This window comes from Candidatus Pantoea rara (assembly GCF_051136265.1).
GTDB classification, from domain to species: domain Bacteria; phylum Pseudomonadota; class Gammaproteobacteria; order Enterobacterales; family Enterobacteriaceae; genus Pantoea; species Pantoea rara.
This window is the reverse complement of the sequence record NZ_CP194942.1, coordinates 2,938,637-2,962,684: the sequence shown is the minus strand read 5'-3', so window position 1 is coordinate 2,962,684 and position 24,048 is coordinate 2,938,637. Positions and strand designations below refer to the sequence as shown.

25 protein-coding genes, 1 tRNA gene and 1 pseudogene are annotated in these 24,048 nt (G+C 54.5%); 19 read left to right on the top strand and 8 right to left on the bottom strand.

The window, feature by feature from the left end; genetic code table 11:
* Positions 1-138 precede the first annotated feature (138 nt).
* Both cysS and ACR8BF_RS14135 read left to right on the top strand, forming a co-directional pair.
* Positions 139-1,524, top strand: a complete 1,386-nt coding sequence (gene cysS, locus ACR8BF_RS14140) for a cysteine--tRNA ligase (RefSeq protein WP_179896633.1) — start codon at positions 139-141, stop codon at positions 1,522-1,524.
* Between the two features lie 33 nt (positions 1,525-1,557).
* Positions 1,558-2,667, top strand: a complete 1,110-nt coding sequence (locus ACR8BF_RS14135) for an AAA family ATPase (protein ID WP_434745155.1) — start codon at positions 1,558-1,560, stop codon at positions 2,665-2,667.
* A 24-nt stretch (positions 2,668-2,691) separates the two neighbouring features.
* On the opposite strand, the gene ybcJ is transcribed toward ACR8BF_RS14135, so the two are convergent.
* Positions 2,692-2,904, bottom strand: a complete 213-nt coding sequence (gene ybcJ / locus ACR8BF_RS14130; protein ID WP_003849455.1) for a ribosome-associated protein YbcJ — start codon at positions 2,902-2,904, stop codon at positions 2,692-2,694.
* On the bottom strand, positions 2,905-3,771 hold the full coding sequence (folD, locus tag ACR8BF_RS14125; RefSeq protein WP_434745154.1) for a bifunctional methylenetetrahydrofolate dehydrogenase/methenyltetrahydrofolate cyclohydrolase FolD: 867 nt from the start codon (positions 3,769-3,771) through the stop codon (positions 2,905-2,907). It lies immediately after the preceding gene.
* 173 nt (positions 3,772-3,944) lie between these two features.
* Between folD and ACR8BF_RS14120 the strand changes: the two genes are divergently transcribed.
* The 4 genes and pseudogenes from ACR8BF_RS14120 to ACR8BF_RS14105 all read left to right on the top strand — a co-directional run.
* Positions 3,945-4,448 carry a DUF1198 family protein gene (locus ACR8BF_RS14120; RefSeq protein ID WP_434745153.1) on the top strand — a complete coding sequence of 168 codons (504 nt, stop codon included), beginning with the start codon at positions 3,945-3,947 and terminating at the stop codon, positions 4,446-4,448.
* Between the two features lie 94 nt (positions 4,449-4,542).
* Positions 4,543-4,619, top strand: a tRNA-Arg gene (locus ACR8BF_RS14115).
* 355 nt (positions 4,620-4,974) lie between these two features.
* Positions 4,975-5,298 (top strand): hypothetical protein, encoded by a 324-nt coding sequence (locus ACR8BF_RS14110; RefSeq protein WP_179896626.1) that lies wholly within the window; start codon positions 4,975-4,977, stop codon positions 5,296-5,298.
* A gap of 125 nt (positions 5,299-5,423) precedes the next feature.
* Positions 5,424-5,537: pseudogene (locus tag ACR8BF_RS14105) on the top strand (IS3 family transposase); the annotation flags it as partial.
* Positions 5,538-5,770: 233 nt separating this feature from the next.
* On the opposite strand, the gene ACR8BF_RS14100 reads toward ACR8BF_RS14105, so the two are convergent.
* Both ACR8BF_RS14100 and ACR8BF_RS14095 read right to left on the bottom strand, forming a co-directional pair.
* Positions 5,771-6,292, bottom strand: a complete 522-nt coding sequence (locus ACR8BF_RS14100; RefSeq protein ID WP_370463427.1) for a DUF2778 domain-containing protein — start codon at positions 6,290-6,292, stop codon at positions 5,771-5,773.
* Between the two features lie 226 nt (positions 6,293-6,518).
* Complete coding sequence (locus tag ACR8BF_RS14095) at positions 6,519-6,773, bottom strand: SymE family type I addiction module toxin (RefSeq protein WP_370463426.1); 255 nt, start codon at positions 6,771-6,773, stop codon at positions 6,519-6,521.
* A gap of 584 nt (positions 6,774-7,357) precedes the next feature.
* Between ACR8BF_RS14095 and ddpX the strand changes: the two genes are divergently transcribed.
* Positions 7,358-7,939, top strand: coding sequence for a D-alanyl-D-alanine dipeptidase (ddpX, locus tag ACR8BF_RS14090; RefSeq protein WP_434745152.1), 582 nt, complete (start codon positions 7,358-7,360; stop codon positions 7,937-7,939).
* Positions 7,940-8,050: 111 nt separating this feature from the next.
* On the opposite strand, the gene ACR8BF_RS14085 is transcribed toward ddpX, so the two are convergent.
* Positions 8,051-8,287, bottom strand: a complete 237-nt coding sequence (locus ACR8BF_RS14085; RefSeq protein WP_090963114.1) for a DUF2171 domain-containing protein — start codon at positions 8,285-8,287, stop codon at positions 8,051-8,053.
* 343 nt (positions 8,288-8,630) lie between these two features.
* Between ACR8BF_RS14085 and ACR8BF_RS14080 the strand changes: the two genes are divergently transcribed.
* From ACR8BF_RS14080 to ACR8BF_RS14045, 8 genes are all read left to right on the top strand, one after another.
* Positions 8,631-9,227: a DUF1349 domain-containing protein gene (locus ACR8BF_RS14080; RefSeq protein WP_292989821.1), complete on the top strand. Its 597-nt coding sequence runs from the start codon at positions 8,631-8,633 to the stop codon at positions 9,225-9,227.
* Between the two features lie 98 nt (positions 9,228-9,325).
* Positions 9,326-10,345, top strand: a complete 1,020-nt coding sequence (locus tag ACR8BF_RS14075) for a DUF481 domain-containing protein (protein ID WP_434745151.1) — start codon at positions 9,326-9,328, stop codon at positions 10,343-10,345.
* A 103-nt stretch (positions 10,346-10,448) separates the two neighbouring features.
* A complete protein-coding gene (locus ACR8BF_RS14070) occupies positions 10,449-11,414 on the top strand; it encodes a magnesium and cobalt transport protein CorA (protein ID WP_179896620.1) in 966 nt (321 codons plus the stop codon).
* 253 nt (positions 11,415-11,667) lie between these two features.
* A complete protein-coding gene (locus ACR8BF_RS14065; RefSeq protein WP_434745150.1) occupies positions 11,668-13,026 on the top strand; it encodes a cytochrome ubiquinol oxidase subunit I in 1,359 nt (452 codons plus the stop codon).
* An 8-nt stretch (positions 13,027-13,034) separates the two neighbouring features.
* Positions 13,035-13,970 (top strand): cytochrome d ubiquinol oxidase subunit II, encoded by a 936-nt coding sequence (locus ACR8BF_RS14060; protein WP_434745149.1) that lies wholly within the window; start codon positions 13,035-13,037, stop codon positions 13,968-13,970.
* A gap of 66 nt (positions 13,971-14,036) precedes the next feature.
* Complete coding sequence (locus tag ACR8BF_RS14055) at positions 14,037-14,546, top strand: hypothetical protein (RefSeq protein WP_292989836.1); 510 nt, start codon at positions 14,037-14,039, stop codon at positions 14,544-14,546.
* Positions 14,547-14,558: 12 nt separating this feature from the next.
* Positions 14,559-15,008 (top strand): DUF421 domain-containing protein, encoded by a 450-nt coding sequence (locus tag ACR8BF_RS14050; RefSeq protein WP_434745148.1) that lies wholly within the window; start codon positions 14,559-14,561, stop codon positions 15,006-15,008.
* A 227-nt stretch (positions 15,009-15,235) separates the two neighbouring features.
* Complete coding sequence (locus ACR8BF_RS14045; protein WP_292989842.1) at positions 15,236-15,469, top strand: hypothetical protein; 234 nt, start codon at positions 15,236-15,238, stop codon at positions 15,467-15,469.
* A 37-nt stretch (positions 15,470-15,506) separates the two neighbouring features.
* Here ACR8BF_RS14045 and ACR8BF_RS14040 read toward each other — a convergent pair whose 3' ends face one another.
* Positions 15,507-16,403, bottom strand: a complete 897-nt coding sequence (locus tag ACR8BF_RS14040; protein WP_434745147.1) for a lipid kinase — start codon at positions 16,401-16,403, stop codon at positions 15,507-15,509.
* A 170-nt stretch (positions 16,404-16,573) separates the two neighbouring features.
* Between ACR8BF_RS14040 and ACR8BF_RS14035 the strand changes: the two genes are divergently transcribed.
* The 3 genes from ACR8BF_RS14035 (at position 16,574) to ACR8BF_RS14025 (ending at position 17,739) form a co-directional block, all read left to right on the top strand.
* Positions 16,574-16,846: a cupin domain-containing protein gene (locus ACR8BF_RS14035; RefSeq protein ID WP_179896606.1), complete on the top strand. Its 273-nt coding sequence runs from the start codon at positions 16,574-16,576 to the stop codon at positions 16,844-16,846.
* Positions 16,847-16,857: 11 nt separating this feature from the next.
* Positions 16,858-17,283, top strand: coding sequence for a DUF4186 domain-containing protein (locus ACR8BF_RS14030; protein WP_179896604.1), 426 nt, complete (start codon positions 16,858-16,860; stop codon positions 17,281-17,283).
* A 138-nt stretch (positions 17,284-17,421) separates the two neighbouring features.
* Positions 17,422-17,739 carry a hypothetical protein gene (locus ACR8BF_RS14025; RefSeq protein WP_179896602.1) on the top strand — a complete coding sequence of 106 codons (318 nt, stop codon included), beginning with the start codon at positions 17,422-17,424 and terminating at the stop codon, positions 17,737-17,739.
* A gap of 66 nt (positions 17,740-17,805) precedes the next feature.
* Here ACR8BF_RS14025 and ACR8BF_RS14020 read toward each other — a convergent pair whose 3' ends face one another.
* On the bottom strand, positions 17,806-19,032 hold the full coding sequence (locus ACR8BF_RS14020) for an AI-2E family transporter (RefSeq protein WP_179896600.1): 1,227 nt from the start codon (positions 19,030-19,032) through the stop codon (positions 17,806-17,808).
* Positions 19,033-19,384: 352 nt separating this feature from the next.
* Here ACR8BF_RS14020 and ACR8BF_RS14015 point away from each other — a divergent pair, with 352 nt between their 5' ends.
* Positions 19,385-19,714, top strand: a complete 330-nt coding sequence (locus ACR8BF_RS14015; protein WP_314985028.1) for a hypothetical protein — start codon at positions 19,385-19,387, stop codon at positions 19,712-19,714.
* A 14-nt stretch (positions 19,715-19,728) separates the two neighbouring features.
* Here the strand turns inward: ACR8BF_RS14015 and ACR8BF_RS14010 are convergent, their stop codons facing one another.
* Complete coding sequence (locus ACR8BF_RS14010) at positions 19,729-23,490, bottom strand: FAD-dependent oxidoreductase (protein WP_434745146.1); 3,762 nt, start codon at positions 23,488-23,490, stop codon at positions 19,729-19,731.
* Positions 23,491-24,048 lie beyond the last annotated feature (558 nt).

Below are 24,048 nucleotides of genomic sequence, written 5' to 3'. Positions count from 1 at the left end.
GTTCTTATATCATAATTTCCAATGACGCGTCAGCAGCGCGGCGCAGTTGGCTTGCTTTGCGTCGCGCGAGCGATAAAAATACGGCACAATGTCTGGATACTTAAAAAAGCCAACCACACGCGAAAACGGAACCGTTCAATGCTTAAGATTTATAACACCCTGAGTCGACAGAAAGAGGAATTCAAACCCATTCATGCCGGTAAAATCGGGATGTATGTTTGCGGCATCACGGTGTATGACCTTTGTCACATTGGTCATGGGCGGACGTTCGTGGCGTTTGACGTGGTGGCGCGCTACCTGCGTTACCTCGGTTATCAGCTTAATTATGTACGTAACATCACCGACATTGATGACAAAATCATCAAACGCGCCAATGAAAACGGCGAGAGTATCGAAACCCTGACTAACCGCATGATCGGCGAGATGCACAATGACTTCGCCGCGCTGGGGATCCTGCCACCCGATGAGGAGCCGCGAGCCACCCGTCACATCGCTGAAATCATTGAGCTGGTGGAAACACTGATTGCGCGGGGTCACGCCTATGTGGCAGACAATGGCGACGTAATGTTTGATGTCCTCAGCGACACCGATTATGGCGCACTGTCGCGGCAGGATCTGGAGCAGTTGCAGGCAGGTGCACGCGTTGAAGTCGCCGACGTGAAGCGCAACCCGATGGATTTCGTGCTGTGGAAAATGTCCAAAGCGGATGAGCCAGCCTGGTCATCGCCGTGGGGCAATGGCCGTCCCGGCTGGCACATCGAGTGCTCGGCAATGAACTGCAAACAGCTTGGCACCCATTTCGATATCCACGGCGGCGGTTCAGACCTGATGTTCCCGCACCATGAAAACGAAATCGCTCAGTCGAGCTGCGCCCATGACGGCCCTTACGTCAATTACTGGATGCACTCCGGCATGGTGATGGTTGACCGCGAGAAGATGTCCAAATCGCTCGGCAACTTCTTCACCGTGCGGGACGTGCTGCAACATTATGATGCGGAGACGGTGCGTTACTTCCTGATGTCCGGTCACTATCGCAGCCAGCTTAACTATGGTGAAGATAACCTGAATCAGGCGCGTGCGGCACTGGAGCGTCTCTATACGGCACTGCGTCACACCGACAGCAGCGTGAAAGCCCATGGCGGCGACGCGTTTGAAGCGCGCTTCCGCAGCGCGATGGATGATGATTTCAACACCCCGGAAGCCTACTCAGTGCTGTTCGACATGGCGCGTGAAGTGAATCGCCTGAAAAGTGAAGAGGGCGCTTCTGCACACGGACTGGCGTCGAAGCTGCGCGAGATGGCCAATGTGCTGGGCATCCTGCAGCAGGATCCTGAACTGTTCCTGCAGAGCGGCGCGCAGGTGAACGACGAAGAGGTTGCCGAGATTGAGCACTGGGTGAAAGCCCGTGCCGATGCGCGCGCCGCCAAAGCCTGGGCAGAAGCGGATATCGCGCGTGACAAACTTAACGCGCTGGGTGTCATCGTCGAGGATGGGCCACAAGGCTCCAGCTGGCGTCGAAAATAAACCGGAGAGGGCGAGCAATCGCCCTTTTTTATTATGGCGATTGAACAGATTCAGATTCGCGGCTTCCGCTCAATACGTAACCTGACGCTGTCGCTGCAGCAGCTGAATGTGGTGAGCGGTCCCAACGGCTGCGGTAAATCCAACCTCTATAAAGCGGTGCGGCTGTTGCATGAGGCCGCCAGCGGTCGTCTGGCGCTGGCACTGGCTGACGAAGGCGGCATTCAGAAAGCGATGTGGGCGGGTGGTTTACGCCGGGGCGATCGCCGACACGATCCAAAGCGGCTGGAGCTGGCGGTGGTGATGGATGACATGGATTACCAGCTGGAAATGGGTTTCCCCGAGCCGCTGGCGACCAGCCTGTTCAATCTCGATCCGCTGGTGAAGCAGGAACGGCTCTGGCTCAGCGGCCAGCGTCGTCGTCCTTCTGCCTGCATCATGCAGCGCGAAAACCAGACCGCCTTTCTGCACAATGTTGAAGGTGAGCGCGTCGCCTATCCGGCGGTGCTGCATCCGGAGGAGTCGCTATTTGGTCAGCTTGGCGAACCCCATCTTTATCCGGAGCTTTCGCAACTGCGCGAACGTCTGCAGCAGTGGCGCTTCTATCACGAGTTCGCCGTCTGGCCCGGCTCACCGATTCGTGCGCCGCAGATTGGCGTGCGTGCGCCGGTACTCGCTCATGATGGCAGCAATCTGGCGGCGGCCTGGGCGACCATTGTGGAGCGGGGTCATTCAGAGCTGTTGTTTGAGGTTATGGCGCAGGCGTTTCCCGACTGCCAGTTTGACGTCGAGGTGCAGAATGGCCGCTTTCAGATGCTGATGTCCCGTCATGGCATTCTGCGTCCGCTGGAGAGCGCGGAGTTTTCTGATGGCACGCTGCGTTTTCTTTGCCTGGTTGTGGCGCTGCTCAGCCCGCGTCCGCCCGCCTTTATGGCACTGAATGAACCGGAAAACAGTCTGCATGAGGATTTGTTGCCTGCGCTGGCGCGCTTAATCGCTGAAGCCAGCGAGTACAGTCAGCTCTGGATCACCAGCCATTCACCCCGGCTCGCCACGCTGATTGCGCAGCATACGGCGGTGAATCATATTGCACTGGAACAGCGGGAAGGGGAGACGCGCATTGAGGGGGATGAACCGCTACAGTAGCGTCCCCGCAGGGACGCCCCGGAATTACTCGACCACAGTGATGCGGAAACCGGCAAATTCCACGGTCTGACCAGCCACGATCTTGCAGCGCTTACGGGTTTCAACCGCGCCATTCACCTTCACTTCACCCTCGGCAATCACGACTTTCGCCTGTGCACCGCTCTGAACCCAGCCTTCCAGTTTCAGCAGGTCACACAGATCGACATGCGGGAATTTACCCAGTGAAAAACTTGTCATTTAAACTACCTCTTTATCATGAAACTCTTCGCACGCCTGCAGCGTGTTTTGAATCAGGGTTGCCACTGTCATCGGACCCACACCGCCCGGCACCGGAGTGATCCAGGCTGCACGCTCTGATGCGCGGTCAAAATCAACGTCGCCCACCACTTTGCCGCTATCCAGACGGTTAATACCCACGTCGATAACGATGGCACCGGGTTTGATCCAGTCGCCCGGAATAAAGCCTGGCTTGCCCACCGCAACGACCAGCAGATCGGCATGCTCAATGTGATGGCGCAGATCTTTGGTAAAGCGGTGGGTCACAGTCGTAGTACAGCCCGCGAGCAGCAGCTCCATGCTCATCGGACGGCCGACAATGTTGGACGCCCCGACCACCACAGCGTTCAGGCCATAGGTGTCGATATTGTAGCGCTCCAGCAGCGTTACGATACCGCGCGGCGTGCAGGGACGCAGGGTTGGCGCGCGCTGACACAGGCGACCCACGTTATAAGGGTGGAAGCCATCAACATCTTTATCAGGCGTGATGCGCTCCAGCACCTTCACATTATCGATGCCCGCTGGCAGCGGCAGCTGCACCAGGATGCCATCGATTTCGTCATCCTGATTGAGCTTATCGATCAGCTCCAGCAGCTCAGCTTCGCGGGTGTTGGCAGGCAGATCGTAAGAGCGGGAGTGGAAACCGACCTCTTCACAGGCGCGGCGTTTGCTGGTCACGTAAATCTGCGATGCCGGGTTTTCACCCACCAGAACCACGGCCAGACCCGGCGCGCGTTTTCCGGCGGCCAGACGCTGCTTCACTTTTTCCGCAACCTCAAGACGCACCTGCTGCGCAATCGTTTTACCGTCAATAATTTTTGCTGCCATCAGAGAGGAAATCCACTGTGTTGTGTTGAATCGGGGAAGGACGCTATTTTGTCAGAAGCGCGGCGCGCTGTCAGTCACAGTTTCAGCCGCGTACGCGCTTTCCTGCTTTTTCGCCGCGACGAGTACCCGCCTGCATGCGTATGATATCGACAGGACAATCCGGGGACGATGTAATGATTTGGATAATGCTTGCGACTCTGGCGGTGGTGTTTGTCGCTGGATTTCAGCTGCTCACCGCGGGCTCACGCCACGCTGCCCAGCGGCTCAGCAAACGACTGCAGCTGCCACCGGTACAGGTGGAATCAATGATCTCTATGATGGGAAAAGAGGCGGCGAAAGAGTTTACCGACTATCTCAGCCACGATAATGAAACGCATCTGCATAATGCCGCAGCGGTACTGCTGATCTGGCAGGTGTTGATTGTTGACTGCAGCGAGGAGAACTGCCAGCGCTGGCATGCGATTCTCAGTCGCGCCGGTTTTTCACCGCTTATCAGCCGCCAGCAGTTGCTGCTCGCGCTGGGCTTTCTGCGACAGCTGGAGCCAGACAGCCAGGAACTGCATGCGCTTCGTGAGCAATACAATGCGCGTTTCACATCACAAGGGATTGAGCTGGAAGGAGAATTGACCGGCAGCAGTAAACTCGTGTCGCTCAGTGAATGGCGCAGGCGTCATTGATGCCAGTTGGTTATTCCCGCAGCACTTCGCTGCGGAGAAACGGCAAAAACGTTGACGTACCCGCTTCCCGACGTATAATCCGTGCCATCTCCATGCGCCCTTAGCTCAGTTGGATAGAGCACCGGCCTTCTAAGCCGTAGGTCACAGGTTCGAATCCTGTAGGGCGTACCAAATTTTCTCTTCTGTTTCGCAGTCTGGTACTCTTTTTCCTCTACTGTCAGTTCGATACCGCAACATTTTACTCTTATTTATATTCAATAAACTCATTGCCAGTATTACTCCCATGGTAGTTTGGATAGGGTTGTATTTTTTCTGTGCATACGATCTGCTTATTGTTCGTGATGTCTATTGCATATAGCATTTTAATATCATGCGCAATTGCATGATAAGTATGATGTTCAGGCAGAGCCTTCTGAGGTGAGGAAACGTTGATACCAGTGCTGGCCAGGTAAGCAGGTTGGTTAGCTTGTGTCTCGTTCACTGTGCAATACTCACACGTATCGCAACATCATTCAGGATGAATCAGATGAACGAATTTGAGCAAGAACTCTATAATAACGGCTTCTCTGCTAAAGATATCGGTAAGCTCAAGAGCACCATCAAAAAAGACGAATCAAAAAAAGATACACTACAAAGCCTCGTTATTGATTTGAGTAAACGCTTTTGGGGCGGTGTCATTGCTCTTGTTATTTTGATGCTTATTGGATTGGATGGCATTTTCAATGCGGATGCTTCAAATGCTATTCCATATATTATCATTCTGACGTTTGCATTTCTTGTGGTCTATTTTGTGACTCCTCTGAAACTGACCTGGAAATCCTATAAATTTGTCAGGAAAATTAGAAGTTAGTTTTGTGCTGGGTTATTTTGCATATGATAAAGTTTGATAACTATTTTAGTTCAATTTAACTGCTTCCCTTTGACTAACACACCGCGATGTTAGTAATGTCTTCATAAGCTCAATGAGAACATCCTTTGAAGAAGCGTTTTGCCTGGGAACAGATCATCAATGTTCTTCACGAAGCTGAATCCGGAGTTTATGCCCGCAAGCACGCCATTTCAGATGCCATGTTGCACACATGGCATAAGATCCACTTCTAAAATGTCGCTACGTTATCGTTGACTCGCTTTACGATAAAGTCAGGCACCGATAAAGGCTAGCAGCAGGGAAAACACTGCCTTAAGCACAATCACGGTGAATTCAAAACTATCCATAGCGCTTTCACCATCACCACTAATGTGGCCTTCAACCAGTGATCTGATGAACTCTTCAGGAATAAGAATCCAGGAAGCGGATAGAATTATAATAAATATTTGTATTTTCACCGCACTACACACTTTGTGAAATCAGGAACTCCAGGAACATCAATGCGTCCGTATGCCAGTAAACCATGACTACCCGGCACGACGACTTTTTTTCTCCGCAACAACGAACTGCGCAAAGTCTGGAAGTCAGTTGAACGATAGAGGGTTATGCATCCCCATGATACGCCGGAACCGTCAGTATTGAGTGGGTGAAGCCTGAAGCTGCCGCGCTTTACGCCATTAACAAAAACGTAGTCACTCATGGTTTTCGCGCTGTATAGACCGAACCACTCTGAGTGATGATTTCGGTACAAATGGGCCATATCAATCAACTCTGCTCGGGCGCGATTTAGTAAACTGCCTTCTGGCCTGTCTACGATGCAGTATGTTCCAGGCGGAATTGCTGCCTTCTCAATGTCAGAGCAATCTGGATTGTTAATATACCTTTCAATGCCCGAAAAAATGTCAAAAGAACCAACACCATAGCAGTTTAGCTTTACCCGTTTTCCATCACTTGAAAGGCGGTCATAATCCATCATGCATATTTGCACTGTAATGCTACTGTTATCAATTCACAGCCCATTCATAATGCTTCTGACAAGCTACATAAATCTCTCTTCCTGCAACTGATTCTTAAAGCAGTCTGGCTTTGTTTCTATTGCCACATCCAGCATCTTGCAGTCACCGTTCACCGGCACCCACAATAATAAATGATTTAATCTGCCGCTCACTAACAAGAAGCGGCATGCTTTCACGCCAGTGCCATTACCCTTTAGCCACACCTGACAATGCTAGCACCTGCTTCTGTTTCCTTGCAGGCAACTTATTCAGTTGCACTAACACGTTGACCAATTGTTCATCAACATGCTCTGGTGGTTTAACGGTCAGCACGATGCGGTCTGCGGTGAAATTCACCTCGATTTCGGTGCCGGTGATGAATCCGGCGGCAGTCAGCCACTGGCCTTTCATAATGATCGATGGAATTCGGGTATAGCTGGGATACCGGCTGGCGTAACTCACTGTTAACTTATGCTGAGTAATAGAAGGGGCTTCTGAAGTTAAACCAACTGCATTACACTCTGACTCAGTCCTGATCTCTATTCTCTCTAAATAGGATTGTGATTAGCATTGCAGAGGTGCTCCAACACCTCTGTATCGCGCTAAATACCTGTACGTATAATCAACTAATAAGAATAAAGTCCAGCTGAAAGCTGATGTAAGCCAGCGAGTTGTCTCGCAATTAAAATAATGTATTTTGCGGCCAGAATCGCAAAATAAAATAATTAACTCTTGCGCTTTGCTATGAAGTAAAAATGACAAAGTATTTAAATTTCCTGGGAATTAAATAATGCTTTTCATTTTACTGTGATTATTTATTAAGTGCTGCAGTTCCTGAGTTCAGCAAACTGATTATTGCGCCTGTACCCATTCCTGAAGCCATCAACGCTGTCAGTCAGAATCCTGAGTAAGTAAACTGCCACACTACACTCAGACTCAAAAATTCACGGCATCTTTTTTTCCTTCCGCCGTAATGCCATGATGACCGCTTCAACACTCCGCTTACGACAACCCGCCACAGAGCACAAAACAGGGAGCACCCCGTCATGGAAAGTAAAAATCTTGTTGATATTGCTGAGGCATTTCCTCAGTTAGCGATTGACCTTAAATATGCCACCGCCGAGAACCTTACCAGTCAGCCGATCTATCGCGACGCACGCTGTCTGCTGCACGTTGATGCGGCGAAAGCGCTGGCGAAAAGTATCAATATCGCCCGTGTTGCGGGCTATACACTGCTCATCCTCGACGCGTACCGTCCACCCGAAGCGCAGGCAATTCTGTGGAATGCCTGCCCGAATCCCGACTATGTTGTGCCGCTTTCGCGCGGATCAAACCACAGCCGTGGCACTGCGGTAGATGTGACGCTGATCGATGAGCGCGGCGAAATCGTGGATATGGGCACTGGCTTCGATGAGATGAGTGAGCACTCCCATCCTTATTATCCTGATGTGGGGGTTCAGACGCAGCGCAACCGGCTGATGCTCAATGCCATCATGCTGGGGGGCGGCTTCACCGGCATTGCAACCGAGTGGTGGCATTTTGAATTGCCGGGCTCAGAAAGCTATTTGCTGATTGACGGGGTATTTGGCTGTTATTCCTCACTACAGGCGGAAAATACCAGCCTCTGAGGCGACAGGGCAGTGCGATTGAATTATCGGGAAGAGAAGGGGGAAATATTTACAGCGCAGATATACGTAACAGAAAAGAAATAAGCCGCGGCAGGCGCCACGGCTATTTTTTTATGCAGACTGCCACTCACTCTCTACATCCGCTTTGGCTTTAGAGAGGATGACTTTATTATCGTCAACTTCTTTCACCCAGCTGAATGGAATAATGTGGTGTTTGCCGCCTGCTTCAGGATCGCTTTTCGCCAGCTTAATTTTGTCGTCGCCTTCAAAATGGTCGACAACACCGACATGTTCGCCATTGACATCAACAACCTGTGCGTGATCCAGAATTTCTGATTTATCTACCATGGTGGCTTAATCCTTATATTTAATGAGTTCAGTTGCCCTCAGACAAAACAAGCCTGGTTGTTAAACGTGGTTTTCGCCAGGCAATTAACAAAATGAAATAGTTAAGTGAACTGGTCCTGATGAATATCATTTGTTTCCGCTAAGAAAAATAAGCGAAGCCGCAAACAGACTGAATGGTCTGCTATCACTGGGCTGGTCATCACTTCGCCGTTTTCATCAGCATCATCAGATTTACCTTTCAGTCTGCCGCTACCTGACCAATAAACGCTATGATAATCAGAATAATCGCCATACAGCAGCCCGGACTAAACGCAGGCGGCTTAACGTACAGAAAGGAGTCCTTATGCCAGCAGTGAGTTCACTGACCACCGAAGGAGGCGTCTGGATTAATCAGCCGCCAGTACACCGTTTTGATGGTGATACGCTGCAGTTCGAAACCGCGTTAAACAGCGATTTCTGGCTCCATACCTGGTACGGCTTTGAACGGCACAGTGGCCACGCTTTTGGCTTCTGGGTAGAAAGTGATTTTACCGTTCAGGTGCAGGTGAGAGCGGACTTCAGTCAGCTCTACGATCAGGCCGGTCTGTTTATTCAGGACAGCGAAACGCACTGGGTCAAAGCGGGTATTGAGTTTAACGATGATCAGCCCGCCATTGGCAGCGTGGTAACGCGTGAGTTCTCCGACTGGTCTACGGGCGTCTTTCCCGGCGATGCACGACAGTTCTGGATGCGTGCCACGCTGCAAAATGCGGCGCTGAGGATCCAGTACTCCAGCGACGGAGTGACCTGGCCGCTGTTACGACTCTGTCCGTGGCCCGATCAGGCACGGCGTTTTGTCGGTGTGATGGGCTGCTCGCCGGAACGCCAGGGACTGGGAATCCGTTTTAGCGATTTCACGCTGGGCCCGCCTCTTGGTAAAGCATTGCATGATCTCTCCTGAAGGCTGATTGCATATCATCGCGGGATCGGCTTAATTGTCAGGTCAGATTTTGCGTTGACACGTCGCCTGCTTAAGACGACGCCTTTACAGGGAAAGCTATGCGTTGCCCCACTTCCTTTACCAGGCTGCTGGTCACGCTTTGCTGTGCCGGATGGGCACAGCAGGCCGCAGCCGATACCGTCTGGCTGAATAATGGCGACCGGCTGACCGGCACCATTCGTTATCTCAGCGACGGCAAGCTGGGGATAGAGACACAGTATGCCGGGACCGTCACGCTGGACTGGCGTGCAGTCAGTACGCTCGCCAGCGAGAATCCGGTGAACGTCGAAAACAAAAAGACCGGCGAGCATTATCAGGTGCGGCTCTCTTCTTCCGATCCCGGTTATGTCTGGGTGGAACGCAATGAGCAGGAACAGCAGGTCTCGTTGCGGCGCATCGACGAGTTTATGAAAGCCAAAGTTCGCACCGATCAGCTCGCCTGGACCGGCAACATTGATGCAGGCGTGAAGGTCAAAAAAGCCTCGACCAAAACCGATGACTATAGCTTCGCGCTCAACACCAAACTCAACCAGGGGAAATGGCGGCACGATATCGGCGCGACTTACAATCGCGAGCAGGAAAATGAAAGCGTCAACACAGACAACTACAGCCTGCGCTACGCCTTTGACTATCTGGTCAGGGAGCAGTTTTTCTGGCAGACCCGCGCAACCTATAAACGCGACTGGGTGGAGAATCTGTCACGCCAGGCGTTGATCGGTACCGGCCCGGGTTATCAGCTGTGGGACACCGAACTCAGCGCGTTCTCACTTTCCGTGCTGGGCGGGGCCTTTGAGTATGGCTACAGCGACGATCGGGAAGAAAAGCATTTTGGCGGCTCGCTGCGCTGGAACTATCAGCGCTATCTGTTGGGCAAATCGGTCACGCTTTACAGCAACGGTGATGTCGGTCATTCGCTGGATGATGACGGGGTATTTATGCTGGATGCAGAAGTCGGGATGCGTTACAGCCTGACCTCCTGGTCAACCCTGCATATTGGCTATCATCGCAATCTGGTCAGCGGCATACCCGATACCCTGAATGAGGGCATTTTCTCCACCGGACTGGGGCTGAAGTGGTAACCCGCTGATCGCGCCACGTTGCAGCAAATCCTTACTGTTTTTATCCGGTTACCGACCCGGCATTAGCTAAGCTCCATTTACTGTCACAACAGGAATGCAGAAGATGATCGTAAGCAGCATGGTGTATCGTCCGGGATGCGCGGGTGAAGAGGTTCAGGTCGATGATATCAGTGAAGTGATGAAGGAGCCGGAGGCGTTTATCTGGCTCGGTCTGTGGCAGCCTGACGCTGAGTTTATGGCGAAGATTAAAGAGGAGTTCGGACTTCACGAACTGGCGGTTGAGGATGCGCTGAATGCCCATCAGCGACCTAAAATTGAACACTATGGCGACTCGCTGTTTATCGTGGTGAAAACGGTTTGCGCGAAGGATGACAGCTGCGAACTGGGTGAATCCCATTTTTTTGTCGGAAAAAAGTTTCTGATCAGCATCCGTCACGGCGCATCGGAAAGTTATACCCCGGTGCGGCAGCGGGCGTCTGAAAACCCGGCGCTGCTGAAGTTTGGCCCTGCTTATCCGCTCTACTGCCTGCTCGATTTTGTGGTGGATCGCTATGCCCAACTCTCCACGTCGCTGAATGAGCGGGTCGGGGAGATGGAGAACGATCTCTTCACCAGCGAATTTGATCGCAAGTCGGTGCAGTCGGTTTACACCATGCGGCGTCATCTGCTGTCGCTGCGCAATGCGGCGCTGCCAGTGGAAGAGATTTGCAACCAATTGATCCACCTGCATGAAGATCTGATCCCGCGCCCGCTGCGCGCCTATATCCGTGACGTACAGGATCACGCCCGCCATGTAGTGACCGATGCGGAAGATATGCGCGAGATGCTGACCAGTGCCATGCAGGTTAACCTGGCGCTGGTGACAGTGCAGCAGAATGAGGTCGTCAAAAAGCTGGCGGGCTGGGGTGCGATACTGGTCATTCCAACCGTGGTGTTCAGCATGTATGGCATGAACTTCGAGCATATGCCCGAGCTGAAGTCGTTGTATGGTTATCCGCTGGCGGTGGGGCTGACACTGCTGGCCTGCGGCGGGCTGTGGGCCAAATTGCGCCGCTCGGGCTGGCTATAAGGCGGCTGTCTGTTTCGTCATAGCGGGGCGGAGTAAATAACCGCCTCGCTTAATTTTATTTTGCGCTTATTTAAACGCAGCGAGAGCAGCCTGAGATAATAACCTCTTTTACTTCTCTTCACCCCGTAACAATAAGATCAGTTTCGTGATCGTCGTTATTTAAGAAAACAGTACTGCTGGCCGATTTTTTATTTCTTCACTACGATGATCAGATAACTTCACAGATAAACGCTTCGCTGGTGAAATAAGCCTGATGCTGGACTGGATTCTGATCATCGCCCGGACGCAGTTTGCAATCACCATGGGCATGCATATCACGCTGGCGGCATTGACGCTGGGGCTGGCACCGTTTCTGGTCTGGTTTGAGGCACGCTGGCTGTGGGGCAAACAGCAGGCTGCCCGGGATGCTCTTCACTTCTGGCTGAACATTTTTTCCCTGACGGTAGCGATTGGGGCGGCTTCCGGCGTAGTCATGGAATTTCAGTTTGGAACACACTGGGCGCGCTTTTCACATCAGGTCGGCGGCGTGATTGGACCCTTAATGTTTTATGAGGTGCTGGTCGCTTTTTTTCTTGAATCAGCTCTGACCGGTGTGATGCTGTTTGGCTTCAATAAAATCTCGCCTGGTGTCCATTTCGTCGTTACCTGTCTGGTGGCGATCGGGGCGTTGCTTAGTGCGTTCTGGATTCTGGCCGCCAATTCATGGATGCAAACCCCAGTCGGTTTCACGCGCACTGAGAACGGCGTGTTTCTGGCTGAAAGCTGGCGGTCAATTTTGCTGGCTCCCTCTTTTCCATGGCGCTTCAGTCATATGGTGGTGGGGTCGCTGATTGCCGCGGCAGTGATGATGATGGGTGTCGCGGCCTGGAGACTTCGGCATTTTAAGGGTGAGTCCGCTTCGCGGCTGATGCTCAACAGTGCGCTGACCTTTCTGCTGCTTGCGGTTCCATTACAAATCGTACTCGGCGATTTGCACGGTGAAAATACGCGCGACTATCAGCCCGCTAAACTGGCCGCGATGGAAGGCAGCTGGCATCGACCCGCACAGAGCGAGGGTGAACCGTTGCGACTGTTTGCGCTACCGGATCAGCAGGCGCAGCGTAACACGCTGGAGATCAGCCTCCCCAGCCTTGGATCGCTCTATCTGCGGCACAATCTTTCCGGTCATATCAAAAGTCTGAGCGAATTTCCTGCGGATGCGATTCCCCCGGTGTTACCGGTCTTTTTCGCATTTCGTCTGATGGTAGGGCTGGGGCTGATCATATTGCTGACCACGCTGGCGGCAAATCTTCAGCGCTGGCGTGGACGACTGGCAGAATCAGGGCGGTTGCTGCGCTGGCTGACGTGGCTCTCACCGGCGGGCTTTATCGCACTGCTGTCAGGCTGGGTCGTGACTGAAGTGGGGCGTCAGCCCTGGACGGTCTATGGCATGTTGCGTACAGCACAGAGCGTGTCACCGCTGGCCCTGAGTACCACGCTGAGCATTTTCGTGGCGGTACTATTGATCTACGGCCTGGTGTTCGCCCTCGGCTTACGCTATTTGCTGCGTCGGATTAAAGGTGAGCTACCCTCAGGTGAGCCGGTGGTCATTGAGCTGAAAACGCCCCATTAGGAGTCGCTATGGCTGATTTGTCTGCGATGATCATCTGTCTCTCGTTACTGCTTTATCTGTTACTGGATGGGACAGATCTGGGTGTGGGTATGCTGTTTTTCTGGTTTCACGATGATCAACAGCGTGAACTGATGACGCACAGTATTCTGCCGGTCTGGGATGCAAATGAAACCTGGCTGGTGCTGGCCGCAGGCGGTCTGCTGGCATTGTTTCCACCGGTCTACAGTCTGCTGCTCAGTGAGCTGAGCGCGCCACTGTTCGCCATGCTACTGGCACTGGTGATGCGGGCGATGGCGCTCGAGTATCGCGCCCGGAGCAGTAACCGTTTACGCCGCTGGCTCGACCGTATTATGGCCAGTTGCTCGGCGCTGGCGACCTTTATTCAGGGCTGGTGCGCGGGCATGATCATCAGCGCTCAGCCTCAGACTGGGCTGCCCGATGGGCTGAGCCTGGTTCCGCTGATGAGCGGTGTTGGATTAATGGCGATCAATTCGCTGCTGGCCTGTTGCTGGATCGGCTGGCGAATTGGCGACAGAGTACAACCTCTGGCAGAAGCGCAAAGCTGGTTATGGTGGCTGCTGGCGCTGATAATCTTTCTGTTCGAACTCTATTTTAACGCCGATATCTGGCACCAGAGCTGGCAACGACCGCTGGGAAAAGTGGCTGGCATGGCGATTGTCATGCTATGGATCGTTTTGCCGGTAACGCTGTGGCGAGCCAGGCCGCTGCTACAGCTTATTGTTGCACTGATGCTGATCGGGGCCGTGTTTATCGGTTTGCTGTGCGGCCTTTATCCGTGGCTGGTGCCGTACCAGTTTGCCATCAGTGAAAGCGCTTCCTCGCAGGTCACGCAGGGATTCGTGCTGGTGGGCGCGGCGATTGCCATGCCGCTGACGCTGCTCTATCACAGCTGGTCGTTCTGGGTTGAACGGCGCGCTAAATGACCTGCGTCCGGTATGATTTGGGCCGCGAGCCGTTGAGGCTGGCGACTGACAGGAGAGAATTGCAGGATGAAAAAAGATCACACAGGCAGTCGGGATTACCCGATAAAAGAAGATATGCGCTGGATACGTCGTGAATGGCGTATTCAGCGTATCGGTGAATACGTCCTGATTGCGCTGGTGATTCTGGGGGCTTGCGGACTCTTTTCCAAAGGCGTACTGAGTAATGGCAGCGCCCGCTCGCCGGACGGGACGATCCAGGTGGAGTATGAACGGTTTGGCCGGGTTGAGAGTAATATGGATATGCGCATTCGCTACAACGCACCGGTAACCGATCGCTTTAACGTTACGATTGGCGGTGGTGCCCTCGATAACCTGCAAATCCAGACGCTGCAGCCTCAGCCGCTGGAGGCGGTAACGATTGGCAGCGATCTGCGGCTGACCTTTTCGTCGCGTGATACCGGTCTGGATCACGCTATCTGGATCGGACTGCAGCCCCGAAATCCTGGTCGCATTGCTGTCAGCGTCAGCAGTGGCGATCATCCGCCGGCCCGTTTTACCCAATGGATCTATCCCTGACAGGAGTGCTTAATGGAAACGGTATTACGTGCCGCAGCAATTTACCTGGTGCTGATGGTGGTGTTCAAAATTGCGGGCAGACGCACCCTGCTGCAGATGACCTCTTTCGATCTGATTCTGCTGTTGATCATCAGCGAAGCCACCCAGCAGGCGCTACTGGGCGACGATTTTTCAGTGACTGGCGCGGCGCTGACCATTATCACGCTGGTGACGATTGACATTGTGCTGGGCAAACTCAAAAGCCGTTTTCCGATGGTGGAGCAGGCGATCGACGGCGGACCGGTGATTCTGGTGGAGAATGGTAATCTGCTGACCGAACGCATGAAGATGACAGGCATCAGTCCTGATGATGTGCTGGAGGCAGCGCGTTCCGGGCCGGGGCTGGAACGGTTTGATCAGATTAAATATGCGGTGCTGGAGGTAAATGGTCATATCTCGATTATCCCCCAGACCGATAGTTAGTTGCCGGTGCTGGCGTTTAGCCTGACCTCATAGTGCCGTGCGGGTCCGTTGCTTGCTACAGCGGGCGCTGAACGCAGCACGTTTCAGTAACACGTCACGCTGCGCTTATTCAGCCGCTGCCCTTGTATTCCTGTCGATTTAGTTCAGACTTAGTCATCCACTCATGTTTTATCATCAGAGCTGGCCTGACTATCAATCAGCGTTATGCTTTTACAGTCAGGATTAAAGTGAATGAATTTACGCGATTTACCTTCTACCCGGTTACCGGCTGGCATATTGGCCCCCTGAACACCCATCAGGCGCTGGTAGTGAAATTCGGTTATATCGATCCCGATGCCCCGCATGAACAAGGCCCGCAGGAAACCCTGTTTCTGGGTCTGACCCTCGAAATGGCCAAAAAACTGGTCGCCAGTCTTTCCGAACACATCGACTACGCTGAAAAAATGGGCACCCAGCACTAGTTTCGTGCCGCGATCGGTGATGATACCCACTGGCAGACTATTTCGCTGCGCTATCGTCCGGTGCATACACCTGAAGCGCACGGGCGAGCAGGCGGAAACGCGCGGGTGTCTGACCAATAATCTCACCGTCGGCATTGATGTAATGGGGGCGGCGCGTCTCAATTGTCAGCGCCGTGGCGCTGAATGCCCGCACATTACGCCAGCGACCGTGAGTGCCGCGACGCAGAAAGGGCAGCAGTGCAATGAGTTGCCAGCTGTGCTTTAACTCCAGGCTGTAAACATCAAGCAACCCATCGTCTGGCGCCGCGCGCGCTTCCACCGTCATGCCGCCACCGTAGAAGCGCCCGTTACCCACCGAGACCTGAACCGTTTTAACTGGCGTCCGCTGACCCTGATGGACCAGCGTGGCGCTGAACGGACGGCTCTGCCGCAGCAACCGCAACGCCGCCAGGGCATAACCGCCCACGCCCCAGCGCTTTTTCGATTCTGCCGTAAGGTTTCGCGCCAGCTCCGCCGAGAAGCCGATGCTGGAGACATTCAGGAACAGGTGCTCATTGACTTCACCCAGATCCACGGCGCGCAGATACCCGTCTGCGATAATCTTCACGGCCTGCTCCAGCGTAGCCGGAATGCCCAGCGTCCGGGCAAAATCGTTGGCGGTGCCCAGTGGTAAAATGCCCAGCGGCAGGCCGCTCTGCATCAGCCCCGGCGCGGCCGCGTTAAGTGTGCCGTCACCACCGCCGACGATGACCGTCTCGACGCGATCGGCATAAGCCGCGATCAGTTCGCTGTAGCTGCGGGTCTCATCCCCGGCTGGTTGCAGCAGGGTGAATCCGGCCTGAGTCAGCAGCGACTGTGCCCGGCTGGCTTCAATGCGTCCTTTGCGTGAGCGCTGATTAATCAGCAGCAGGGCGGTTCTCTCCTGTTGAGTCATACTTTTGCGTCATCCTGATGTCAAAATGGCTGTAATGAGGCGGCAAGTACAGCATCGGCATGAACGGCGAACAACTCTGTTTGCGCGACTTTACGTAACCTGTTGAGTGCCATGCGCGGTATTAAGATCGTCTACACTGCTTAGGGTCAGTTCCATATTGAGGCGTTGCAATGACTGAACATGAATACCGAAAATTGTTAGCCGAACAGGGTTTTAACGAACCATTGCTGATCGAACGTGCAGCGTCAGCCGAGCTTGATAATCACGTCCACGCCTTTGAAGCGCTGGCACTGATTCTCAGTGGGGACATCACCATCAGTACTGAACAGGGTGATACCACCTATCATCCCGGTGAGACATTTCACCTGCAGCCGAATGAACTGCATCGCGAGGCGTTCGGGCCGCAGGGCGTCACTTATCTGGCGGGACGTAAATATGAGTGAGTGGCATCAGCATGAACGTTTCTGACGATCTGTTTACCCGGCTGGCACGTTCACCGTTCCGTCAGCGCTTTCGGCTGGGACGTGCTGAGTATGATTATGCGGTCAGCAAAGGCGAGCCGGTGTTGCGTCAGCATGCCGCAGCGTTTGTGGCACAGCGCCTGGCGCCTGCCCAGCCAGAAAATGATGGCAAGCAGACGCCCATGCGCGGCCATCCGGTGTTTATCGCCCAGCACGCCACCGCAACCTGCTGTCGTGGCTGTCTGAGCAAATGGCACAACATCGGACAATTTCAGCCGCTGAGTGCTGAGCAGCAGGCGTACGTAGTGACGGTGTTACTGGCATGGATTACGCGACAGAGGGATCAGCCTGCGCCGCCTGCTCGCGTGACCCGAACACCGCCTGAAAAAGACGACGATCCGCAGCTTGCACTGTGGTAGTGGACGAAAAATCTACAATCAAACACTTTTTCTGGTGAAAACTGGCCCTTTTTGATTCCTGGTTTATTCTTAAATCTTTCCTGGAAAGGCTATGCCAGGATTAAAACCTACACGGCAACGATGAATACAGAGGGAATTATGAAGAAATCAATTATCGCACTGTCTGCTATTTTGCTGGCCTCGCCAGTATTTGCTGCTACCACCACAGACAACACCGTAGCGGAAGCGCATAAAGGCGCTGACACCGCGAAAGAAAAACTGCACCAGACCCAGAATGAAGGCAAAGAGCTGAAGCTGAAGTCTGAGCACGCCGCTGAAGGCAAGAGCCACACCACCGGTAGCAAAATTACCGAAGGGACTCAGAAGGGCTGGCACAAAACCAAAGAAGGCACTGAGAAAGGCTGGGATAAAACCAAGCAGGGTGCTGAAGATCTGAAAAACAAAGCGACTAACTAATTCGCTGCTGTTTCCAGGTTAAAAAAAACCCACCGAAAGGTGGGTTTTTTTATGGACTGACGGGGATTACGCTTTCTTTTCCTCAGTCTCTTTTTTCAACGCCAGGACTTTCATCTCAGTCTCTGCAGCGGCATGGGCGGAGGCCGCCGCCGCTTCAGCCGCCGCCTCTGCTGCTGCCTCTGCGACGTCATCGGACTGTTTCTTGCCTTCATCGATAAACTCTTCGTCGATGGCTTCGATGTTTTCGCGGTTATCGCGGCCGGAGAGCAGATTCCAGCAGGCGATAAACAGCGCAGCAATCACCGGACCGATAACAAAACCATTGATGCCGTAGATTTCCATGCCGCCCAGCGTGGCGATCAGGATCATATAGTCAGGCATTTTGGTGTCTTTGCCGACCAGCAACGGACGCAGAATGTTATCCACCAGACCGACAATCACCACGAAGAAACCGACCAGGAACAGCCCTTTCCACAGCACGCCGGTGGCGAAGAAGAAGATCGCCGCAGGCACCCAGATGATGGCGGAACCGACGGCCGGAATCAGGGAGAGGAAGGCCATCAGCGCACCCCACAGCAGACTGCCGTCAATGTCGGTAAACCAGAACGCCAGCCCGCCGAGAATACCCTGAACGATACCAACCACCACCGTGCCTTTCACCGTCGCACGCGCCACGGCAGCAAACTTCACCATCAGGTGATGCTTCACGTAAGTTGAGAGCGGCAGCGCTTCCAGAATCAGATGCACCAGATAGGAGCCATCTTTCAGCAGGAAGAACAGCAGATAAAGCATGATGCCAAAGCCGACGGTGAAGCTGAACGTCCCTTTCCCGATGATAAAGGCGCTGCCCGCGACATACTGGCCGCCCTTAAGGGCAAACGAAGAGAGCTTCTGCTGAATCTGCCCGGCGTTATCCAGATTGTTTTCAGCCAGAAAATGCCTCGCCCAGCGCGGCAGATGCTGCAACAAATCGGCGAACACGGCCGGGAACTGTGACGAGTTGGTCTGCAGTTTGTGATAGACCGCGTTAGTTTCGACCACCAGTGAGGAGGCGATAATGGCCAGCGGCGTAAACACAATCAGACAGATACAGAGCAGGGTAATTAATGCGGCCACGCCATTGCGGTCGCCCAGTCGGGTCCGCAGCCAGGTCTTCAGCGGATGGAAAATCACTGCCAGAATCGCCGCCCACAAAATCGACGAGAAATAAGGCGAAAGCACGTCAAAAAAAGCGACCGTGGCGATAGCCAGAATCAAAATGAAAAATCCGATGTTCAATCCTTTAAAACGCATGGAAAAACCTCATCTGGAACAAACTCTGATAAACCCGACGCGCAAAAATTCTGTGTCTGGCTTCGCTTATGCGGTTGCCGCATCACGGATTAACGCTCAGGCTGTGCTCTTTAAACGCTGCTGGTGGCAGCATTATGCTGGCTAACGGGTTGAAAGATCTGGCAGAAATGATGAACGGATAATGTGCGTTCGCTGCATGACTTCCGGTCGGTAACAGGCTGCCTCTGACAGCAGCGCGCTGAATCCTACATTAGCGTAGCGGTTTCGACCATTATTGGTAGGTCAGAGACTCATGTTCCCGGTGTATGCTGCCGATAACGCTGTTGACCGGGCGAAAAACAGGCAATAAGAAATGGGTAAACAGACATTCTTCGTGGTGTTGCTGGCGCTGGTATTAACCGGCTGCGCCACCAAGCAGTATCCACAGGCGGCGGCAGTGACGCCGGAAGAGACCGCGACGCTGAATTGCAGCACACTGGATCAGGAACTGGTCAAAGCGCACAGCGTGCAGAGTGATATTGAGCAGACCGGCCAGTTTGATGCACTGACCGTGCTGGGCTTTGTCGGGGATTTCGGGCTGGGCAATGGCATTGCGAAATACAATGCCACTCAGAAGGCGGAGAAGCGAGTCACTGAGTTACAGTCGCTGAAAGCCGCGAAGTGCAATCAGCGACTGTCGTAGCGGGCGGCGTCAGGTCAGCCCAGAGTGCCTGCGCTGACATGCTGCAGCCGCACGTTTTCGGCGGCACGCTTACCGGCAAGGAAGGCGTGATCCGAGTTGTAATATTCCCACTCGCTGTAGCGACCTGACAGATGAATATCCTGGGTCAGCAGCCACTGGCGGATCAACGCCACGTTAGCGCTGCGCGCATGGTCATAGACTACGTAGGCGTAGGGCATATCGACCTCTGAGGCACAGAGCAGCGGATCGTCCGCGGTGATCATACCGACCCGGATGCAATCCTGACGGCATCGCTCAATCAGCGCATCGCCCTGTAGCGGCAGCGGATTGGCCGCATTGTAGGTGATTTCACAGGTCAAGCCGAAACCGCCCGGCGGGTTGCAGTGCGGACTGGCATTGCCCTGTACAAAGATGCGGTGGAAGAGCGTATCGCCAGGATAGTAAATCCAGTGCTTTTCAGTCAGGTCAGCCCGGCCAATCCCCAGATTCACGCAGCGCACCGACACAAACTGCAGCTGCTGCGCGGCCTGTTGCACACTTTGTGGCACCTCATCGCCCATCAGTTTAATCAGCTCCGGCAACGGCATGGTGCTGATCAACTGCTCATAACGGTAGTGGCGACCATCGGCCAGCAGCGCGACATGCGCCTGCGGATAGATGCGGGTCAGCGTCGTATCCGTTTCCAGCCTGCATTTCAGGTGCGGCAGGAAGCCGGACATCAGTGCCTGGAAACCGCCGCGTAGCGGATAGCCGAATCGGGCGTTAGGGCCGACCGGTTTCGCCAGCGGTTGCAGCGCGCCATCGATGATCTGCGACAGATCGGGCAACGGGACGCGTCCACCCAGCCACGAGGTTTCCATGTCGGTCAGCGGCACCTTCCAGAGCTTCTGGTTGTAGGGCAGGGCAAAGTGACGTGCGATGCCTTTACCCCAGGTGCGCATAATAAAGTGCTGGAAATCCTCTTCCCCTTCCACGAGGCCGGTGCTGCTGCCCTCATCGGGGATCGCGCCATCCGCACAGCAGTCCCGTCGCGCCCGCGCCCGATCCAGCGGTACGGCGGCGGCGGCCGTTTCACCATAACGCGCCTCGATAGCGCCCAGCACGCACTCTTTTACCACTTCGACCGGCAAGCCGTGTAGCGCTGACTGGAACGGATAGCGGGTATACACGCCGTCGCTGTAAACCCAGGCTTCACGCGCCTGCCAGTGCAGGTTATCGCCCAGCAGCATCTCATAGAGCTGCAACACATACGGGTCCTGCGAGAACATAATATGACCGGCATAATCGAAGGTGAAACCCTGATCGTCAATTGAGCGGCACCAGCCGCCTGGGGTGCTATTTTTTTCGAGCAACACCGCGCCTTCGCCATAGTGATAACCGGCGCTCAGTCCGGTGGGGCCGGCGCCGATAATCAGGCAGGGCACCGCATCACTCTCCAGCATCGCTGGTGTGAGAGGCGTGACGTTAGACTGTGCCTGGGTCTCGCTCGACGATTTGCATGCAGGCTGACGTTGCGTCAGCGCCTGCTGAATCAGTCCATGAATCTGCTCTGCGGTGTGATTCCACGAGGTGGCATCCACTTTGGCCTGCATCCGTCCCGCCAGCGCCAGCCGTTCTGCGGCCCCGATCGCCATTGCCTGTTCACAGGCGGCGATAAACGCCGCGTGAGTCTCTGCTACCGCCACTTCCTCTGCGTAGTGGCGAGCGACATCGACAATGGCGGTACTGACAATCGGCAGCTGCGCCGCCATATACTCCAGCACCTTGGTAGGGGAGATGAAGCGGGTCGAGGCATTAATGGCAAACGGCATCAGACAGACATCCCAGCCCGCCAGAAACTGCGGCAGCGCCTGATAAGGCTGCTGGCCGAGCCAGTGAATGTTGTCGCGCTGCGGCAGGCTGGCGGGATCAATTTTCACCACCGGCCCGACCATAATGATCTGCCATTCGGGATGGCTGTCTGCCAGCGCCGCAATCAGCGGCAGATCGATGCGCTCATCCAGCACGCCGTAATAACCCAGGCGCAGCGGCGGAATCGTATCCTGCAGCGGATGACGGTTAGTGCGATCGCGTGCCTGTTCAAAATGGATGGCGTCGACGCTGCTGGGGAAGCAGTAGACCTGCGGATGTTTATCACGCTTTGCTTCATACAGGCTGGAGCCGCCGGTAAAGACCAGATCGGCGCGCGTCATCAGCGCGGATTCGCGCTGCTGCAGCTGGCGCGGCGCATTCTGGAAGGCGGAAAGCTCATCCATGCAGTCGTAAATGACCAGAGAGGGGTCAAAAGGGGTCAGCAGCGGCAACGCCATCGGCGTATAGAACCAGATCAGCGGTTGTTCATCTTCTTCCAGCAGCGGCGTGAGCAGCAGCAGCAGTGGGGCAATCTGGCTGTCGTGAAAACCGGGCGCGTCGCTGTCGGTATGCGGCTGGATCACCGTGATATTCGCGGCTGGCGAACTCTGATGCAGGCCAGGCGGCCCCGCCTGCCAGACCGGCTCTTCGACAAACAGCACACGATAGTGCTGAGCCAGACGTGTCAGTAGCTGCTGCGGGCGCTGAAAAACAAATCCCCAGCGTAAATGGCTGAAAACAATAAGAACAGGTGGTTTCATTGTGTGCTCCTGACGTTGTTGTCGTGGGGACTGGATGTGCTGCAAAAAGCGCTGCGCCTGGTGTAAAGCGTCGGCATAAGGCTGCTGTAACTGGCGGGCGTAAGGATCCGGCCCCAGCAGATCGAGGTCCCACAAACCGCTACGGGTCCAGAATGTGGTCTCCTCCCATAAGGGACGATCGATAATCGGATAGAGGCAGATACCGAGCAGTTCAGTGCCTGCCAGCTGCGCCTGCGCCACCTGAGCGGTAATTTCATGGATCCAGGCTCCGCGTCCGCTGCCGACGTGGCTGGTTTCCGCCAGCAGCAGTGGCCGCTGATAACGCTGCCAGACCTGCTGCAGCATCTGATGCAGCGGCAGGCGACGGCTCTCGCCCAGATGCCAGTAAAGCCGCTGGTTCGTCCCCTGTTCCCATTGGTTGTCGTGGTAGTAATTCACGCCAGTCAGATCGAGATAGCGGGGAGCGCCGCCCAGCTCCGGGTTGCGCCTGCCGCTGATCATGTCCCATGCCTGATACTGGGTATCGCACATTTCGCGTGCCAGCACGTCGCTGGCGGGATCGGCAGGATCGGGCACGATATGGATCAGCGGATCGCAGTGCAGCAGACGGGCACGCGGATCGGCCTGCCAGATCGCATCACAGGCGGCCAGGGTCGCGCGCACCAGCTGCTGCTTGGCAGCATTTGCCCCATCGGGTTCCGGGATCGCCTCACAGGCGAACAGCCCGACCGAGATGCCCCAGCTGACAAAGGAGATTTCATTCATGGGGGAGTAGACCGGCGGCTGCTGATACCAGGGGGCCAGAAAGCGGGCCAGTGCGCCACAGAAGGCGGCGAAACGGCTGACAAAGTCGTGATCAAACAGGCTGACTCCAGCGGGCCAGCCGTAGTGGCAGATCGTCCAGCTTATCTGGATACCCTGCTGCTCTGCGGCCTGCATCCGGGCAGCAATCGTCGAGAAATCATAGCCGCCATCACGCTCACATAAGCGCCAGCCGACGCTTTCGCGCACCGTGCGAATTGAAAAGGGGGCCAGCGCGGCATAGTCCTCTGCTGCACGCGCCTGATGCTGGTTCAGATCGTTCATCGACAGCGCAAGACCGGCAGGATTGATATGGTCGGCACCTTCGTAGCCGGCCTGCCAGAAACTGAGAAAGGGCGTCATGGCATCTCCCAAAAAAAGCAAAACGCTTCCCGCTGACGAGCCGTCGTGAAACGGGTCAGGGCGTGACAGGTTTGCATTACAGACTGGTCGATCTGACCACTCTGAGCGGACGGGCGATCCTTGCCATAAGGCACAGCCACTGAGGTTCAGACATCAGGTCCTGTGGCGTACTGACGAGTGAGATAGCGGGACGACACGGGCGGCGCTATCGGCAGGAAAATTCTGGCTTCTCTGGACGTTAATGGATTTTGCGGAAGCCTTACTGGAAAGTATAGGCATGAAGTTTTTGTTCGCAACTTGCTGAAGTGAAAAGAAAAAGCGTAGCGGTAAAAATAAACCATCCAGAAACAGGAAGTTTTTGATTCAGGTTTATGGCTGATCAGATAAGCGCAGCGTGAACAGGCTCAGCGTCATTTTCGGCTTTATTAACCTTTTCCTGAACATGCAGAGAGGTCAGACTCGCCCGTTTTCGTCTTACTGCTTCGCTTGCCTTTTGCCGGGCTGGCGACAAGATTGAGTTATCACTGGCCTGAAGCTGCAGGTCATCAACGGGCGACT

What these genes read in the sequence shown, in the direction of transcription:
- cysS (WP_179896633.1), top strand. Translation starts at nt 139, where the DNA reads ATGCTTAAGATTTATAACACCCTGAGTCGACAGAAAGAGGAATTCAAA.
- ACR8BF_RS14135 (WP_434745155.1), top strand. Translation starts at nt 1,558, where the DNA reads ATGGCGATTGAACAGATTCAGATTCGCGGCTTCCGCTCAATACGTAAC.
- ybcJ (WP_003849455.1), bottom strand. Translation starts at nt 2,904, where the DNA reads ATGACAAGTTTTTCACTGGGTAAATTCCCGCATGTCGATCTGTGTGAC.
- folD (WP_434745154.1), bottom strand. Translation starts at nt 3,771, where the DNA reads ATGGCAGCAAAAATTATTGACGGTAAAACGATTGCGCAGCAGGTGCGT.
- ACR8BF_RS14120 (WP_434745153.1), top strand. Translation starts at nt 3,945, where the DNA reads ATGATTTGGATAATGCTTGCGACTCTGGCGGTGGTGTTTGTCGCTGGA.
- ACR8BF_RS14110 (WP_179896626.1), top strand. Translation starts at nt 4,975, where the DNA reads ATGAACGAATTTGAGCAAGAACTCTATAATAACGGCTTCTCTGCTAAA.
- ACR8BF_RS14100 (WP_370463427.1), bottom strand. Translation starts at nt 6,292, where the DNA reads ATGATGGATTATGACCGCCTTTCAAGTGATGGAAAACGGGTAAAGCTA.
- ddpX (WP_434745152.1), top strand. Translation starts at nt 7,358, where the DNA reads ATGGAAAGTAAAAATCTTGTTGATATTGCTGAGGCATTTCCTCAGTTA.
- ACR8BF_RS14085 (WP_090963114.1), bottom strand. Translation starts at nt 8,287, where the DNA reads ATGGTAGATAAATCAGAAATTCTGGATCACGCACAGGTTGTTGATGTC.
- ACR8BF_RS14080 (WP_292989821.1), top strand. Translation starts at nt 8,631, where the DNA reads ATGCCAGCAGTGAGTTCACTGACCACCGAAGGAGGCGTCTGGATTAAT.
- ACR8BF_RS14075 (WP_434745151.1), top strand. Translation starts at nt 9,326, where the DNA reads ATGCGTTGCCCCACTTCCTTTACCAGGCTGCTGGTCACGCTTTGCTGT.
- ACR8BF_RS14070 (WP_179896620.1), top strand. Translation starts at nt 10,449, where the DNA reads ATGATCGTAAGCAGCATGGTGTATCGTCCGGGATGCGCGGGTGAAGAG.
- ACR8BF_RS14065 (WP_434745150.1), top strand. Translation starts at nt 11,668, where the DNA reads ATGCTGGACTGGATTCTGATCATCGCCCGGACGCAGTTTGCAATCACC.
- ACR8BF_RS14060 (WP_434745149.1), top strand. Translation starts at nt 13,035, where the DNA reads ATGGCTGATTTGTCTGCGATGATCATCTGTCTCTCGTTACTGCTTTAT.
- ACR8BF_RS14055 (WP_292989836.1), top strand. Translation starts at nt 14,037, where the DNA reads ATGAAAAAAGATCACACAGGCAGTCGGGATTACCCGATAAAAGAAGAT.
- ACR8BF_RS14050 (WP_434745148.1), top strand. Translation starts at nt 14,559, where the DNA reads ATGGAAACGGTATTACGTGCCGCAGCAATTTACCTGGTGCTGATGGTG.
- ACR8BF_RS14040 (WP_434745147.1), bottom strand. Translation starts at nt 16,403, where the DNA reads ATGACTCAACAGGAGAGAACCGCCCTGCTGCTGATTAATCAGCGCTCA.
- ACR8BF_RS14035 (WP_179896606.1), top strand. Translation starts at nt 16,574, where the DNA reads ATGACTGAACATGAATACCGAAAATTGTTAGCCGAACAGGGTTTTAAC.
- ACR8BF_RS14030 (WP_179896604.1), top strand. Translation starts at nt 16,858, where the DNA reads ATGAACGTTTCTGACGATCTGTTTACCCGGCTGGCACGTTCACCGTTC.
- ACR8BF_RS14025 (WP_179896602.1), top strand. Translation starts at nt 17,422, where the DNA reads ATGAAGAAATCAATTATCGCACTGTCTGCTATTTTGCTGGCCTCGCCA.
- ACR8BF_RS14020 (WP_179896600.1), bottom strand. Translation starts at nt 19,032, where the DNA reads ATGCGTTTTAAAGGATTGAACATCGGATTTTTCATTTTGATTCTGGCT.
- ACR8BF_RS14015 (WP_314985028.1), top strand. Translation starts at nt 19,385, where the DNA reads ATGGGTAAACAGACATTCTTCGTGGTGTTGCTGGCGCTGGTATTAACC.
- ACR8BF_RS14010 (WP_434745146.1), bottom strand. Translation starts at nt 23,490, where the DNA reads ATGACGCCCTTTCTCAGTTTCTGGCAGGCCGGCTACGAAGGTGCCGAC.